This is a genomic window from Cohnella abietis, assembly GCF_004295585.1.
GTDB classification, from domain to species: domain Bacteria; phylum Bacillota; class Bacilli; order Paenibacillales; family Paenibacillaceae; genus Cohnella; species Cohnella abietis.
Map to the genome: position 1 here is coordinate 2,518,878 of NZ_AP019400.1, position 17,617 is coordinate 2,536,494.

Annotated in this window: 10 protein-coding genes; 9 read left to right on the forward strand and 1 reads right to left on the reverse strand. The window is 42.7% G+C overall.

All coding sequences use genetic code 11. The features are described 5' to 3' along the window. Nucleotides 1-46 precede the first annotated feature (46 nt). The 3 genes from KCTCHS21_RS10620 to KCTCHS21_RS10630 all read left to right on the forward strand — a co-directional run bounded on the left by KCTCHS21_RS10620 (nucleotide 47) and on the right by KCTCHS21_RS10630 (nucleotide 2,697). Nucleotides 47-805: a 3-oxoacyl-ACP reductase family protein gene (locus KCTCHS21_RS10620; RefSeq protein ID WP_232058234.1), complete on the forward strand. Its 759-nt coding sequence runs from the start codon at nucleotides 47-49 to the stop codon at nucleotides 803-805. Between the two features lie 135 nt (nucleotides 806-940). Beyond that, entirely contained in the window at nucleotides 941-1,615 is a 675-nt protein-coding gene (locus KCTCHS21_RS10625) for a GntR family transcriptional regulator (RefSeq protein ID WP_162309308.1), read from the forward strand. Nucleotides 1,616-1,632: 17 nt separating this feature from the next. Then, a complete protein-coding gene (locus KCTCHS21_RS10630; protein ID WP_130607517.1) occupies nucleotides 1,633-2,697 on the forward strand; it encodes a DUF6786 family protein in 1,065 nt (354 codons plus the stop codon). 79 nt (nucleotides 2,698-2,776) lie between these two features. Here KCTCHS21_RS10630 and KCTCHS21_RS10635 read toward each other — a convergent pair whose 3' ends face one another. Continuing rightward, nucleotides 2,777-3,946, reverse strand: a complete 1,170-nt coding sequence (locus tag KCTCHS21_RS10635; RefSeq protein WP_130607519.1) for a GntR family transcriptional regulator — start codon at nucleotides 3,944-3,946, stop codon at nucleotides 2,777-2,779. A 179-nt stretch (nucleotides 3,947-4,125) separates the two neighbouring features. Here KCTCHS21_RS10635 and KCTCHS21_RS10640 point away from each other — a divergent pair, with 179 nt between their 5' ends. The 6 genes from KCTCHS21_RS10640 (at nucleotide 4,126) to KCTCHS21_RS10665 (ending at nucleotide 17,587) form a co-directional block, all read left to right on the forward strand. Beyond that, complete coding sequence (locus KCTCHS21_RS10640) at nucleotides 4,126-6,789, forward strand: alpha-mannosidase (protein WP_130607521.1); 2,664 nt, start codon at nucleotides 4,126-4,128, stop codon at nucleotides 6,787-6,789. A gap of 298 nt (nucleotides 6,790-7,087) precedes the next feature. Further along, complete coding sequence (locus tag KCTCHS21_RS10645; RefSeq protein ID WP_130607523.1) at nucleotides 7,088-8,521, forward strand: ABC transporter substrate-binding protein; 1,434 nt, start codon at nucleotides 7,088-7,090, stop codon at nucleotides 8,519-8,521. 72 nt (nucleotides 8,522-8,593) lie between these two features. After that, entirely contained in the window at nucleotides 8,594-9,520 is a 927-nt protein-coding gene (locus KCTCHS21_RS10650; RefSeq protein ID WP_130607525.1) for a carbohydrate ABC transporter permease, read from the forward strand. 13 nt (nucleotides 9,521-9,533) lie between these two features. Beyond that, nucleotides 9,534-10,364: a carbohydrate ABC transporter permease gene (locus tag KCTCHS21_RS10655; RefSeq protein ID WP_130607527.1), complete on the forward strand. Its 831-nt coding sequence runs from the start codon at nucleotides 9,534-9,536 to the stop codon at nucleotides 10,362-10,364. A gap of 17 nt (nucleotides 10,365-10,381) precedes the next feature. Further along, a complete protein-coding gene (locus KCTCHS21_RS10660; RefSeq protein ID WP_130607529.1) occupies nucleotides 10,382-11,923 on the forward strand; it encodes a hypothetical protein in 1,542 nt (513 codons plus the stop codon). Nucleotides 11,924-12,106: 183 nt separating this feature from the next. Further along, nucleotides 12,107-17,587 carry an S-layer homology domain-containing protein gene (locus tag KCTCHS21_RS10665; protein ID WP_162309309.1) on the forward strand — a complete coding sequence of 1,827 codons (5,481 nt, stop codon included), beginning with the start codon at nucleotides 12,107-12,109 and terminating at the stop codon, nucleotides 17,585-17,587. Nucleotides 17,588-17,617: the final 30 nt, after the last annotated feature.

Sequence of the window (17,617 nt, forward strand, 5' to 3'; positions counted from 1 at the left end):
GACAAGGGGAACTCTTAATTGTATAGTGGAGGTTGTTGTCGTGCTTATGCTACAGGGGAAGGTTGCGTTAGTCACCGGTTCAGGAATCGGAATCGGCAGAGGGATTGCGCTGCAACTGGCGGCGGATGGCGCAGACATCGTCATCAATTATAGAAGCAGTGCCAGCCAGGCTCTAGAGACGGCTGAGCAAATTCGTTCAATGGGCCGCAGGGTGCTAGCCATCCAGGCCGATGTGTCGAAAGTAAGTGAGATTCGCAGGATGACAGAAGAGATCAGAGCTCATTTTGGCGGTGTTGACATTCTGATCAACAATTCAGCGGTGGACCCGATGGACGATTTTTTCGAAGTGACGGAAGAGACATGGGATCGGGTCATCGATACGAACCTGAAGGGTACATTCTTCTGCATCCAAGCATGCGCTGCGGACATGGTTAAGAAAGGGCAAGGCAAGATTATCAACATCAGCTCTGTTCATGGCGTACAAACAATGCCACGTTATGGTGCTTATGCCGCCTCCAAAGGGGGAATGAATGCCTTAACAAGGCAGCTTGCTCTCGATTTGGCACAGTATAATATTCAGGTGAATGCGATTGCTCCTGGTGCAACCGAGGTGGACAAGTTTTCCGCTATCAATCCGAATCACTCCGTAGAGGCGATTGGGGCGCAAATTCCGCTAGGCAGGATCGGATATCCGGAGGATGTGGCCAAAGTCGTCGCTTTCTATGCTTCTTCAGGTTCAGACTTCGTAACCGGACAGGTTGTGACGGTTGATGGCGGGTCGAGTACTCGTTTTTTCTTGAAATAGCTGACATTGTATCCGTTCTATCAAGAAGATATTCAAATAATCCTTATTGTTGACAATATATGCATGTGGTTGTTATTCTGAATTTAATCGATGAATTGGATACAATCGAAATATAATCTAAGGAACGAAATAGATATGAGTAATCATGCGGATTCACTATCACGATCACATCATACCAAGGAAGTTGTTACGCAGCTGCGCAAGGATATTATTCTTGGTAAATATAAGCCCGGTACAAGATTAATTGAAGCGAAGCTTGCTGAACAGATGGGAATCAGCCGTGCTCCAATTAGGACATCCCTTCAACTGCTGGCACAGGAAGGTCTAGTGCTGAATCTAACCAACGGCGGTACAGAGGTAATCGGCTATTCGGCTAAGGATGTGAAGAATATATTCGAGCTACGTCTGCTTCTAGAGCAAACGGCGCTTCAGAATACATTCAAGAGCTCGTCCTTTGTATATAGACCTTTGTTTGATGCGATGGAGCTGCTCGAATCGTATAGGGATAAAGAAGACGAGATTACTAGTGATGACACAGCCTATTTAGATATTACCTTCCATAGAAGTCTTATTCTGATGGCGGACAATAATGCGATGACAGTCGCCTGGAATACAATGGCAAATACCTTGCAGGCGATTCTGCAGATTACGAATATGACAACACCCACTTTCTCAGCGTTTTGTGATGAGCACAGAAAAATGGCGGACATGATTATTCAGAAGAATGAGGAAATCTTCCAAGTACTAAGGCATCACATTATGAATGCGATGAATATCATTATCGAACGTATGGAGAAGAATATGTATTAATGCAAAGGTGAAGCCCAATGAAGCTGGATGCTTTGATAGCAAGCTTGAATCAGCTAGGATGGAAGTACAAGCTGCTTCGCAGCGGCGGGGTAGCCGCTGTTGTCGTGCTTGAGCGCGGAGGAAGAATATTAGGAGTCTATCCGGATGTGGAACATGAGAATGCAGTATGGACAAATCCATCATTGGGCGAGTACAAGGCAGCCAAAAGAATTTATGATCAGGATAATCAGTGGAATACGGGTGGCGAGCGGACATGGTTCAGCCCCGAGTTAGAATACCATGTTGAGAAGCTCGGTCCGCCGGTAAACTATACGGTGCAGCAGGTTATAGATCCAGGTAACTACCGGTTTATAGGGCAAGAGAGTGCACAGGACCAATGTAGCTGGCAGCAGGAGGGAATCGCTCGGCTCTATCGACTTCAAAGCGGAATCCATTTCCGGATTTCCAAATCATGCCGACTTGTAGATGATCCGATTCGACTTACCGATCTTGGTGGAGCAGGCTCTTATCAATACGTCGGATATGAATCGGAAATAAACCTAGAGACGGACGATGGAAGCAATGAGTTTCCCCTTTCAAGCTGGACGATCCTTCAGGTCCCCGCTGGTGGACATGCCTATGTGAAAACATATGGAACAGCGCAGCCAACCGATCTCTTTGCCCCTACGGGTCAATCGCATCTATCGGTTACCGATGGAGTGGTTCGTTTCAATATGGACGCGAAACAAGCACATAAAATATCGCTTAAAAGCGTACAGACAACGGGCAGATTCGGATATTTCCGTCGAGATGAGAACGGTTGCTATTATTTAATAGTGAGGCAGATCGGTGTATATCCGTCCTCTGACTATCTGGATGTTCCGTGGAGTAATCCGGATGATCGTGGTCATTGTGTACAGCTATACAATGATGATGGTCAAATCGGCTCATTCGGGGAATTGGAGCACCATGCACCTGCAGTGAAATGGAACCAAGAGAAGGGCTTATTCACTCGCGATGATGTCTCACAGGTGTGGTACTATAGCGGCTCCTATGATTCGATCGCCGAGGTGTGCCGTTTACTGCTCGGTGTTGAGATCTAGATTGATAGATGAATTGCTTAAAGGCCCATTGCAAATCGCAATGGGCCTTTAGCTTTGCTCCTATACTAAGAGCTAATTGCTATAAACTATTTTGAACAACCTTACAGCTGGCGGTCGATTTTCTTACAATGAGTTTGGTTGGCAAGATGATTCTTTTCCGCTCCTGCTTTGGATTCTCCATGATCGAGACCAACAGTCGGACAGCTTCTGCACCTATATTTTTCTCTTCTTGACTGACACAGGTTGGAGGAACGCTGGATATCGCTGAAAGCTCATAATTATCAAAAAACACGACAGATAAATCCTCAGGCACGCGAATCCCTATTTCGACGGCTGCTTCAATGACTGATAGACCTACAGCAGCATTGGCGGCAAATATAGCTGATATTTCCGGATTTTGTTGGAGGAAGGATTGAATTTCCTTCTTTATAGGCTCGTCGGCAATTCCATCTTCTAATATTAAATTCATCTGCTCCGTATCAAATTGAACAAGACGCAGACGATGGTCTACAGGAATGTTGTGTTCGGCAAGTGCTTTCTCATAACCGCTCAAACGATCTTCTATGCTGGTTGTACCCTGAAATGCGGTGGAAATAAATCCAATTCTAGTGTGACCTAATGAAACAAGATGCGAAGTTGCTTCACGTGCACCTTCGACATTATCTGCGCAGACACAGTTCGTCTCAATCCCCCGCAAATATCGGTCTACTACGACTAGTGGAAATTCATTTAACGTTAAGCGTAAAATATCCTCGCTGTAAGTTTCTCCATCCACTGGAAATATGATGATCCCTTTGACTCCGAGATTGATAACTTCACGTAAAATTTCTTTTTCCGTTTCCTGTGAATCGTGGGTTTTGCAAAATATAAGGCGATATCCTTGTTTGGATAACTCACTTTCAATGCCGTCAAGCATTTGGGCAGTGAATGTGTTAGCAAGACGTGGCATGAGATAAGCTACCAAATCCTTATTTTTGTTGTTAGTAGGTTCTGAGTGGTAGATAAGAGGTTCACCGGACGGGGTAGGGGAAACGAAAGAGCCTTTACCCTGTACTCGAAAGATCAACCCATCTTCAATTAGCTCGGATAGTGCGTTCTTCACTGTAATCCGACTGACCTTGAATTGTTCTGCAAATTCATTCTCAGAAGGTATTTTATCATTGGGGAGCCATATTTTTTGTTCGATTTGTTTCAGTATATATTGGCGTATTTGCGTATATAGTGGAACTCGTTGAGAAGGCTTTGCCATAAGGGATCACTCCTACATTAAATGTATATAACAAATATATAACTTTTTCACGCCGTTGTATAGCGTCTGTTTATTTGATTTACAGTCGAATGTAAATGTTGTATTATTCATTATATACAAGTTATATATTAATGTATACATCTTATAAAATGTAGGCATCAGACAGGGGAGAATTTCGGTTGAGTAAAAAAACGGTTCACATCATTTCTCACTCTCATTGGGATCGGGAATGGTATATGCCATTCGAAAATTTTCGAATGCGGTTGGTTGATTTGATGGATACAACACTCGAATTACTGGAATCATTGGACAACGGTTTTTGTTATTTCCATTTAGATGGCCATGTATTATTAGTGGATGATTATTTAGAAATTCGTCCTGAGCAAGAGGATCGAATTCGATCGTTGGTTGCGTCTGGAAAGCTATTCATTGGACCATGGTATGTCCTGCAAGATGCATTTTTAACAAGTGGTGAAGCGCAAGTGCGAAATTTGCAAATTGGAATTGAACGTGCTGAGCAATTAGGAGGAGTAACTAAGGTTGGTTATTTTCCGGACACGTTTGGGAATATTTCGCAATCAGCACAGCTACTTCGCGGTTTTGAAATCGATACCGCTGTATTTGGGAGGGGTATCAATTCAATTGCTGAAAATAACACTGTACTCAATGACCGAGAATCGGGTTATCATACGGAATTATGGTGGGAATCCCCGGATGGTTCGAAAGTATTGTCAGTGTTTCTGGCAAACTGGTATCATAACGGGATGGAACTGCCGACAGATGCTGATCGTGCTTTGCAGCGCAGTCAATTCATGCTCAAAAATGTTGAACGGTACGCGTCGACAGATCATTTGCTGTTAATGAACGGGTGCGATCATCAGCCTGTTCAAAGGGATGTTGGCAAGGCTATACTAACCTTCAATGAGGTGCTTCCGGATTATGATTTTGTCCATAGCAACTTTCCAGAGTATTTATCTAAGCTGCAAACAAATATAGAATCGTATCAAACGGTAGCAGGAGAATTAATAGGTGAATTTACTGATGGAATGAATACGCTGGTTAATACCGCTTCCTCCAGAATGTATCTCAAGCAATGGAATGCTCGTGTCCAACAGGAGCTGGAACGTTGGGTGGAGCCGTTTACGGCACTTGCACATTTGATGGGCGAACCATATCCGGCAGCCTTTGTTAAGCATGCCTGGAAACTTCTTCTGCAGAATCATCCACACGATAGCATTTGCGGATGTAGCTTGGATGAGGTGCACGATGAAATGGTAACGCGCTTCCAGAAGGCCTATCAGATCGCATTGGGACTTAGCTCTAAGGCTCTAAAATCTATTGCTTCCAAAGTGAATACAGCTTCCTTGATCTCTCAAGCGGATGAAAGCGTCGAAGGCCAAGAGGTTTTTCCAGTGGTGGTATTTAATCCGCTCGGATGGGATCGAGAGGATTGGGTCGAAGCAATTATCGATACGGAAAATGAGTTATTACACCTGCAGTACAAACTATTTGATTCGGACGGATGCGAGATTTACTGCGAGGTAGAAGATGCGGAATGGGTGCATGGCTTTACGCTTCCGGATGACCAATTCCGTATTCCTTGGCGGAAGCGTCGATATAAGCTGCGTTTTCAAGCAAAGCAAGTACCGGCAGTCGGCTACACCACCTTTCTTTGGAAATCAAGTAATGGACATGACTCGGAACCAGAATTAAAAGGGGCGGAGAATACTTTTTGCGATATAGATGGTGCAGGCGGACGAATGGAAAACGAATTTTTTAATATTGAAGTCAAGCAAGACGGCAGGTTGAATGTTACCGATAAGCAATCTGGTAACATTTATTACGACCTTTTCGTGCTTGAAGACAGTGGTGATATTGGCAATGAGTACAATTATAAGGCTGCTGAGAATGCTTCACCGTACCTTTCGCAGGGTAGAAAGGTAAAGATGGAAATTCTATCCTCCGGACCTTTAGCCAAATTAAAAGTAATTTATCAGCTTGAATTGCCCGCGGAACGTGATGGAAATATGCGCTCCTCTAAATTAATAAGCCAGGAAATTGAAGTCATTCTCACATTGGGGACGGGAATGAAGAGAATTGACGTGGAAGTTCACCTCGATAATCAACTCAAGGATCACAGACTGAGGGTTCTATTTCCAACGGATCTAATTACGGATAGTGTTCATGCGGATGCTCCGTTTGATGTCGTGAAACGATCAATTTCTCGCTGGAGTGGATGGGATAACCCTTCCAGCTGTGAGCGTATGCAATCCTTCTTCAGTCTTTCGGACGGCGAACAGGGACTGACTATTGTATCAAGTGGATTGCCGGAATACGAGGTGCTGCGCGATAGTCGAAATACGATGGCACTCACCTTGCTTCGGTGTGTCGGTGAGCTTGGCGATTGGAACTATTTCCCTACCCCTGGCGCCCAATGTCAAGGTGATTTCACAGCTCGATTTGCGATCATTCCCCATAGTGGTAATTATCTAGAGGCTACTAGAGAGGTGTATGCGTATAATGCACCTTTGTTAGCAGCTGCAACTGGCATTCATGCAGGAGTGAACGGCACAAGCTATTCTGCAGTTAAAATATCATCAACTGCTGTACTAATGACTTCACTGAGTAAGGCGACGACCTATGAGGGGATGCAATTACGTGTTGTAAACCTAAGTGAGCGGGAGGAAATCGTTCAGGTATCTGGGGAGCTAATCCGAAACGCCAAAATAATAAATGAAACGCAATTAAATGAGAAGGTGGTTGGTGGGATTGTAAAGGAGGGTGAAGTGACTACGTTGGTGATTCCTCCTAAAAAAATGGTTACGTTGGGTGTATATGTGTGAAGGGGTAGCACCCTATTTAGTGTTGTTTTTATAACATGTTCTAAATATGTATACAAGTGTAAAAAAAGCTGTTTCACCAGTGTTTATAGGGTATTATTCTAATAAACAAATTTATATTTACACCAATGATGTTGAGTGGTATATTTATATTATACAAGTTACAATGTTGTATAAATGTTATATAAAGAGGTGGTAGAAACGAGCGACGTAGACGGAAAGGCCATGTTGATCTCAACATGACTCACTCTGATGCAAGCGGTTACATATTTCAAAATTATAAACAAGGGGTGTTTCTGAAATGGTTAAATTGAAACAACAGTCCAAATGGGTTCTATTATTAGTTAGTGTCGTTCTTGTATTTGCATTAACAGCTTGTGGAGATACGAAGGATGCTGCAAAGGAAACTGGCCAAGGGACAACGCCTTCTGAAACAGCTGCTACAACTGAGGCTCCGAAGAGTGATGTGAGCTTAACGCTTTGGCACTTTAAGGTTGCTTTTGATCCAGGCTTGAAAGCGGTTGCGGATGCTTTCAAGGAGAAGACGGGAGTAACGGTTGTAACTCAAGTGACTACACCTGCCGAAACCTATAATCAAAAAATGACAGCTTCTGCGACAGCTAATAGCTTGCCTGACCTGTACATAACGGGGGCTGCTCCAGGTGCTGGGGCTTACGATGGCAGGGCAATGAGCTGGACGGAAGAGCTTGAGAAAGACAGTGGATGGAAGAACAGCTTCTTCCCAGCAGCTTTGTCTGGTGTAATGGTGAATCAAGGCGCGATTGATGGTTGGAACGCAGATGTGAAAGCGAGTGATTGGCAGAAAGCTCGTACGGTCGGAGAATATTATGGAATTCCTATCGATGTAGGTGCGTTCTACACGATATATGGAAATGCGAAATTAATTGAACAAGCGGGATTACCGACAACTGCGCCTGCATCTATGGAAGACTGGCTTGAAAACATGAAAACAGTTAAAGAGAAGACTGGCGTTCCGGGGTTTGTCTTTAGTGCAAAAACATTCACGGTATATGAAAATTGGATGGCGAACTTCGTGGATTATATGAAGAACGGACCAGAAGAGTATACAAAGTTTATGAATGGTGAATCGAAAATGTCGGATCCAGCACATATCCAAGCTGCACAATTCATAGAGGATGTAACCAAATCGGGGAACATGATCCCAGGAGCTGTATCCCTTGATATTGATCCTGCCGACCAAGCGTTTGCGCAAGGGAAAGCGGCATACAGCTTAGGAGGTACTTTCACCTATGCTTCATTAACTCAGATGGGCATGGATCCTAAAGATATTATTAGCTTCCGTGTACCCGCATATAAAGGATCGAAAATTCCTGATGCACAGGTGACGCCATTCGCTCTTACACAAATACACGTTAAAGATAAGGGGTCTCACCAAAAAGAAGCGATAGAGTTTGTTAAGTTTTTGACATCTGATGAAGGAATGACTTTATATGCTAACGCTGCATTCGATATTCCTGCAGTGAATATAAAAAACACAGATGCCTTGAACGATACGATTAAATCTATGCTAAATTCCCTGAGTTCTGAGAGCAATTGGTTTTCTGAGAATGTAAATATTTCGAATAAGATATTTGAACCACAATGGAATAAGTTCCATGAAATGAAGCAAAAAATCATTCTGGGTGCAGCGACAGCGATACAAGCTGCTGAAGCATTCGATAAGGCTACAGAGGCGGAAAAGGCGAAAAAATAACAAGTCACATATGAGGAGAGGGGGAGTAATAGATGTACTCCCCCTTGCTTACTAAAAAAAGAGGTGTTGTTAATGAATACCGACAGGTTTCACCGTAAAGCATCGTTCAGAGAAGCTCTCTCGGCTTATGTATTATTAGCTCCCGCAGTTATATTGTTCCTTGTTATTGGATTATTCACAGTGCTGTTTTCCATATGGTTGTCCTTTTACCATTTAGGTCAAGGTTCTTTACTTTCAAGCGCGAAATTTGCCGGGCTGGACAATTTCAAAGATTTTTTGATAGGTAGGGATCAGCTGTTAGCGGAAAGCTTCTGGAGGGCACTTGGAAATAATTTAATAATTTGCGTATCCATGGTGTTACTCGTGATTCCAATCTCGTTGGTTCTATCTGTGCTGTTGCAAAATATAACTCGGGGCGTCCGTTTTTTTAGAACCTTATTTTTACTTCCGATGGTCACCTCTTCTGTGGCGATTTATTACGTTTGGACAGGTATTTATGAACCAGAAGGCTCCTTGAATAAAATTTTGTCAGCCGTTGGACTTGATAAGCTATTGGCAGTGAACGGTTGGATTGGTGAACTTCACACAGCTCTTCCAGCTGTTATTTTAGTCATCGTTTGGGGCGCGGTCCCTTTTACAATGATTCTTTATTTTGCTGGTCTGCAATCGATTGATCAGCATTTGTATGAATCTGCTGAAATAGATGGTGCGAATTTCTGGCGGAAGCTGTTACACATTACGTGGCCAATTCTGAAGCCCATTACGGTTATTGCGATTATTATAAACCTCAATGGAGCCATTCAAATATTTGATCAAGTATGGGTTATGACTAAGGGTGGTCCTGCAGGAACGACCGAGGTTGTTAGTGTTCTTATTTATAAAGAAGCTTTTTTGGGTACTGGCGATTTGGGTAGAGCAAATGCAATGGGTTGGACAATGTTTGCTCTCACATTTGCTCTCTCTTTAATAAGTATAAGATCACTCAGAGAGAAAGCTTAGGAGGGGTTAGGTTGTGAGGCTGAAATATCTTAATAAAACTATCGTCTATATGTTATTAATCATTTGGGCGCTGCTATCCATCTATCCTCTGCTTTGGATGATCGGTGCTTCCCTTAAGGACCAGGCAGAAGTGTTCTCTAGTTATTCTTTATTTCCGGACAATGTATGGCATTGGAATACTTATGTAGAGGTATGGAATCGAATAGAGTTTTTCAAATATTTTCTCAACAGTGTTAATGTGACCTTCTGGACTTTAGTGGGTATTATTCTTTTGTTCACGATGGCAGGCTTTGCATTTGCAAAGCTAGAATTTAAGGGGAAGTCATTCCTGTTTTACATGTTTTTGGGCATGATGTTTGTACCGGGAATTACGGTATTAATCCCTCTTTATTTAACAGAAAGCTCATTGCATCTACTAGACTCTCATCTTGGGTTGATCTTACCGATGGTGAATGGTTCAGCACCGATTGCTATCTTTTTATTTCGAAATTATTTCCGTTCCATTCCTCATGAGATTTATGAATCTGTGAAAATGGAAGGCGCAAGCATATTCAGAATACTGTTCCAGATTTATATTCCATTAGCTGTACCTGCCATAGCAACCATTACAATTATGAACTTCCTTAGTTCATGGAATTCGCTAGTATTACCGATGGTTTTGCTTAATAGCCAGAAATTATTCACCTTACCTTTGGCAATCATTTTTCTAGATACAGGCGTATTTCGTCAATGGAATGTATTAATGGCGGGTTCATTAATCGCGGTTGGGCCTGTCATTCTAGCCTTCATCTTCTTCCAAAAGTACTATATTCAAGGGTTGTCCTCAGGTGCAATTAAATCATAACTAAGGAGTGTTCGAATATGAATCTTATTCCTACAACTGCGGGAACATCGTTGAATTATTGGTGTACTTGGGCGACACAGAATTTTGGGCGAGAGGATCAGCTTGATGAAGCAGTGGATGCTTCTAAGTTCGAAGGGGACCAAGGAGCGCAATTAAGCAGAAACTATCTGAATGAAGAAATTGTATTTGGAGAAAACGGTTGGATTCATCAGTTCCCAGAAATAAGAAGCGATCTTTACTTTATGTTTGATTATGGTTGGGATGTTCCGTACAACGATAATTCAGGTCAAGGAGATTGGGTTTTCGGTTCACTTGAGCTTTCGGAGGAACGTTTTCCATCCTGCTCAGGGATTCCAGAAGAACGATTGAAGAAGCTTAATGATAAGGTGAAGTCTTATGGGTGGAAGGGGGCAGGGCTTTGGATTGCCGCCCAAGCCATTGGTGACGGTGAAAATGGTGTGCGGATGGAAGAAGATCTGCTGGAGCCTTATTGGTGCGAGCGTTTACGTTGGAGTCGCGAGGCTGGTATTGAATATTGGAAGGTTGATTTAGGAGCAAGAGCGGACAGCCTATCCTTTCGCGAATGGTTAACAGAGTTGGGTAGAAGAGAAGCTCCCAATCTACGAATTGAACACGCAGTTTGCGTAGGTCCGCTTAATAATGAGCAGGGCTCCGGTCATTTCGCACAATGGGGAGAGATTCCTGATAAGTTTGTCTCTGCTGCTCAATTCTCTGATGTATTTCGTTCCTATGATGTACTGACCCAAACATCGGTGGCTACAACGCTGGATCGACTCGCTTATGTATTTCAACATGCCGTTGCACGACCTGACCGCATAGGTATTGTTAATTGTGAAGATGAAGTTTACATAGGGGCGGTATTGGGCTGTTCAATTGGTATTATGCGTTCCACCTATTGGATCGCTCCGATCGTTCCAGGTTATTGTCCTCAGCTGCAGCACAAGCGAATGGCAGAAACAACACGGGCTGTGCATTGGCAAAGAATCGCCCCTAACTTCGGGCTTGGGGAAGGTCAACTGCAAGTCAGTAATGAAATTCTGCAGGATACTTGGTTCTGTGAAAAGGGAGACACTTGGGCAGGCTGGCTCATTGGTAAAGAAGTCTTGCAGCATGCACCTGCTGTCTTGGCACGAGGAATGGAGTGTCCAACCGTTCAATCGGAGGGAGAGGCGCCATTCGTCATTGCATCCAAGCACCCTAATGGTGCTATTGCGATAGCTACACTCCCTCGTACCACTAAGGCAAAGGGTATTTACTATCCCATAGCTGATATAAAGGTAAACATTGGAGAAGGGAAGCATCCCATTGGGGTATTTGGTGAATTTGGCTCCCTTACTTTAGAGGTTTCTCATTTACCGGAAGAAGTGACCGTTTGGGCACAGGATTTATGTTCGGATCAGGCTTTGGACATCACGAAGGATGTTGTGTTTAGGAATGGACAGGTTATTATTCCTGGGGAATTGCTTCAAAGGATCGGAACATTAGGACAAGCTGTTGGAGATATTTCTGATCCGGGTCTCGTTCTTGTTCTTGAATGAGGTGGTGATTTAATCATTACGGGTTTAATTCTCCGCAGCTTGCTGCGGGGAAGCTAATGATGAGTCGATATGGGCTTTTTAATGTAAGCGCTTAATAATGAATGACAAGTGGAAACGTCACCCCACAGGCTGCAATTTGCATCGGCGAATGCCGAGAGGCTATGAAATATGAGGAGGATGAATATGAAAAATACTTATGTTAAGAAGTGGATGATTTTTCTCATGATCGGGTGTATGATGCTCCCGTATTTCAGCCTCGCATCCGCAGCGGAGTCTATCAGGTCGGATGTGCATGGTCATTGGGCGGAAAGCCAATTGAATCAATGGTTGGATAAAGGGCTTATTAAAGGTTATGCGGATGGTACTGTGAAGCCGAACAACCCCGTTACACGAGCTGAATTGACCGCGCTCATTAACCGTGCTTTCGGATTTACAGAGAAGGCGGAGATCAGCTTTGGGGATATGACCCCTGGTAACTGGGCCTATATAGAAGCTGCGATAGCCGTTAAAGCGGGTTATATAAAGGGTGAACCAGGCGGTGCTTTCGGAGGTGGCAATAAAGCAAGCAGACAAGAGCTTGCTGTGATCGTCAGCAGATTGTTAAACCTGCAAGACGATGAAGCTACCGCGAATACCTATGTGGATGCTGCCTTGTTAGCTTCATGGAGTAAAGCGGCTATAGGAGCGGTATCTTCCAAGAAAATTATGCAAGGGTACGGGGACCGAACGTTCCGACCTCAAGCTCAGTTTACGCGTGCAGAATTGATCGTAACACTGGATAGAGCAATGAAGGTAATGGCGATGCAAGACCCAATAGAGAAAGCTAAAGCAACACCAGCGCCAGAAGCAACGCCTACACCGGCGCCGGGAGCAACCGCCACGTCAACACCAGAACCAACGGCAACACCAGAACCAACGGCAACACCAGAACCAACGGCAACACCAGAACCAACAGCAACACGAATTGTTCCTTTAACGACTTTGGGGCCCAAAATTGGTGGAAATCCCTCGGGAGATGTAATTAGATATACGGTGACCAATGACAGCATTAATATTAATAAATATGTATTTACGAGATTTTCCAATATAGGAAGCGGTTCTTACACAACACTTATTGGCGATAGCCTTGAGTATGATGTGAAATTAAATAATAGGCTGGATGGCGCTGGTGGGGTAGATATTGTTTTTACTGATAATACAACGCTTAGGGACAGTGGTGCAGTAGATGGGAACTATATTGGCGCAGCTCCTCATAAGGATATCTCGTCCCTTGCTACGAATACTTGGTATCATAGAAAGATACCTTTACCTGCAGGGAAAACAGTTTCATACTGGCTATTTGCTGGCGAGAATGACACAGATAATTTAACTTATAGTGCAGATTATGACAATATAGTGATTACCAATAATAATATAACTAAACTCACGGTATATAGTGAGGGGAATACAGATGTAAATCAGCTTTCTTTTACTGATGGTCCAACAGCGGATATTAAAACAGTAACTAATGCATATGGCGGCAACCCAAATGGGGATGTGTTGAATTTCACGGTAAACAACAGTAGCAGTGGGATGTATAAATATAGCTATTGGACATTTTCTAAAGAGGGCTCTGGAAGCTACGTATTTAAAGCAGGAGATTATGTTGAATATGATGTAAATATTGTCGGTGCAGTAGTCGGTGCTGGTGGCATTGAAATTATGAACACGGATGAAACTTACTTTAGGGATAGTGGATGGGTAGATCAAAACCTGGTAGGTGGTGAACCTTGGGCGAGTGTCGAACTAGCATATGGGAAGTGGTACCATAGAAAACTCAAGGTTCCAGATAGTTTAATAGGTAAGACTATTAACCACTGGAACGTAGTTGGTCAAAATTATACGGATAACCTCACTTATTCTGCGAACTACGATAATATAGCCGTTACAAATAATGGAGTAGAGCAATTAGTAGCCTATAAAGAAGGTTTACCGGACGTGAATCATCTTTATTTTTCAGATAATGTAAATTCAGCAAGCTTAACCGTACAACCTAGTACTGCTGTTCGTAATACGGGGCATGCAAATGTAGGTATAGCGAGTGGAACAGCGCTCAAGATGACTGTATTGAATGATAACATTACTACAGATAAAAGTGTTAGATGGCAGTTTTCGAATGAGGGAAGTGGGACTAGTACATTCGAGAATGGTGACTATATTGAATATGATGTCTTTATCGACGGTCAAGCAGTAGGCGCAGGTGGAATTGATATAAGAACAACGGATGATAGCTATCTTTCTGATAGCGTTTGGTATGACCAGTATGGACTAAAAGGAGCGCCAGAAACGAATTTAACCTCGTTTACAAAGGGTGGTTGGTACCATAGAAAGATGCAAGTTCCTTCTTCCATGGTGGGTAAGACGATCTCTACCTGGTATTTATACCAGCACAATAATGAGCCGGGTAAAACATACACTGTTTATTATGATAACGTATTAATTACTAATGAATCAGGAGTAAAGCTGGTTGCCTATACGGATGGTGATCCGAGCTTAAATGAACAAGACACACAAAGCGGGATAAGCGCTGTTTCGTTAATCGCTAGTCCTGTTGCGGATATAGGTAAACCCAACAATGCTATCGCCAAGTTTAATGTCGTGAATGATACGATATTAAATGAGGATAAGTCTATCTATCGTGAAATTTCAAACAACGGTTCAGGCAGTTATATTTATGCTGCTGGGGATTATGTAGAATATGATGTGAAAATTGAGGGTGCAGTAGATGGCGCTGGTGGTATTGAAATTACAAACACGGATGGGACAAGCTTCAAAGATAGTGGCTGGATTGACCAGAATGGTATTAGTGGTCACCCTGAAGCCGACTTGAGTAGCAAGGCTAGTAATGTTTGGTATCATAGAAAATTAAAAATACCAGATTCTATGATAGGAAAAGAAATGAGTAAAAGCTTCTTTGTCGGTGAAAATAAAACATCTGGACAAAACTACACTGCCTATTATGATAATTTCGCGATAACGAATAGTGGAGCTAAGAAGGTTGATATTTTTAGTGATGGGATCTTAAGCTTAAATGCTATAGGGACTCAAGTAGGGACAGCATCTGACCATTTGGAGGTCATACCCTATTTCAACATTACGACTGCTTCTCCGGAATTGATAACGACAGCTTATACGTATAACGACAAGGTAATTGCGTCTTTTAAAGCCTCTGATTTCGGTGCAACTGGAGATGGAGTTACCGATGATACTGCTGCCATCCAAAATGCAATAGACGCTGCCTACAGGGATGGCGGAGGAGTTGTCTATATTGGGGCCGGTAATTATGTTGTAAGAACGCATCTTAGAATACCAAACGGCATCACCTTAAGAGGTGAGTGGCAGAATCCAGACATTTATAGCTCGAATACAGGTACTGTATTGATGGCGTATGAAGGTAAGGGAAATGAAAATGCAACCCCATTTATCACCATGGATGGCAGCACTGGCCTTATGTATGTGAATATTTGGTACCCAGAACAAGATTATTCCAATGTTCAGTTATATCCATGGACCATTCAGCAGGCTCCAGGAGATAATATGACGATTGAAAATGTAACTCTGGTAAACTCATATAAGGGAATAAGAATGGGACCAGAGGTTAATGAATTGCATTATTTACACAATGTATACGGAACTCCATTAAATAGGGGGATCTATATCGATTATACAACCGATGTAGGTAGGCTTGAAGGCATACACTTTGAACCTAAATATTGGAAAAATTCTGGTTTTGCAGGAGCACCAGCATCACCTGAAGGTGAACAGATCTTAAGAGACTATACAACAACAAATGGAATAGGCATTTACCAGGGGCGATCAGACTGGCAATATGCGTATGACATAACTTTGAAAGGATATTATATAGGGGTTTACTTTAGGGCAACCGAGCATGGAGCGGGTCATGGTCAATACTTTAAGCTTAATATTGATGAAGGAAAGATAGGCGTTCAATTGGATCATGTACACTATTTCGGATTCACAATAGCCAATAGTACCATTAATGCAACCGTGGGGACCGATCCAGTAGCTATTTTATCCAATTTGGGTTATAAGAAGACGGTCGTACAGTTTACTAATGTGACTATCGGTGGCACTCCGAATACGGCTGTCAGGTCAACAGATGATGGAACATTATCCTTTCAGAATTGTATATTCACAGATTGGGGATATCAAGGCGGAGCCTACGCAGTTGATGCTCTCAAAGGTACAATTACGCTAGAAGGATGTAAATTTCAGGCGAGCAAAAGCAATATTCAATTAGGTTCAGATGTTGTTTCGGCAGCCATACTGGGAAATACATTTAATGGGACTCCGGTGATCAATAATTTAAGCTCCGGTGATGTCGTAATCGATCATTCTGATTACCATTTTACGCAATTGGATGTTACTGAACACACTTATCGTTCTAGCGATCCTGTACCTACATCAAATCATTTTTATGATGTAAAGGCAGCCTTTAATGCCAAAGGCGACGGCTTAACAGACGATACGAGTGCAATTCAAGCGGCATTAAATGATGCATCAAGTTCAGGTGGGACGGTTTATTTACCTGCGGGGGTATATGTTGTTTATGGCTCACTTTCCGTTCCGAGTGGTGTTGAATTAAGAGGGGTTTCGGATGCTCCGCATCATGCAACTGGATTGGGAAGCGTTATCTTTGCTTACGGAGGAAAAAATAATAGTAGTGGCACTCCGTTAATTAGCCTTGAATCTAATAGTGGTGTTAGAGGTGTAATGATCTATTATCCGGAGCAGGATATTCTTAATGTCACACCTTATCCATGGACGATTCGCGGAAACGGACCAGGTGCATGGGTGATAGACACCGTGTTGACAAATTCATACCAGGGTATAGATTTTGCAACAAACCAGAGTGATGGTCATTTTATTGACTATGTTACAGGAGCTCCACTTAAAACAGGAATAGCTGTAGGGAATAGTGCAACAGAAGGATGGGTGCAAAATGTTAATTTTAATCCTCATAATTGGGGAAGAGTTCAAATTGCAGGTGCAGCTGCAGAACGGTTGATCGCGCAACATAACACTGAAAATCTAGATGCTTTTGTAGTGGGCAGTGTTGGTAATGAGCATTTGTTTAATAATTTCGTATTTGCCACTAAGAATGGAATGCACTTTATAGAGAAAGATGGTATTAGTCCTAGTGCGACAGTTATCGGATTTGGATCGGATGATAGTAAAATTGGCATAAACATTGAAGCTGTCGGCACAAACGGGCTTAACTTTATTAACACTCAAGTCGCGGCTTTTGATTCCACATTAATGAAAAATATTTATATTAATAGTAATAGCAATAATAAGATCAATCTGTTTGGAACGATGTTATGGGGCTATGGACAACTGTATAGTATAGATATTGCCAGTGGGAATGTATCCATCCTACAAGCTAATCTGCATAATGTGCATGAAACGCCAAGTGCCATTAACATTCATGTAACAGGAGGTACTGTTGATATTAACAATAGTTATTTTCAGCAAAGTACGCCACAGATCTATATAGGTGCCGGGGTAACAAATGTAGATGTAATAGGCAATATACTCAATGCACCATCGAATGTTGTAAGTGACTCAAGTAGCGCAGTCATTTCCAATAATATAACCAGATAGAAGCTTTCCAAGGTGACGGTCAGGTCGTAA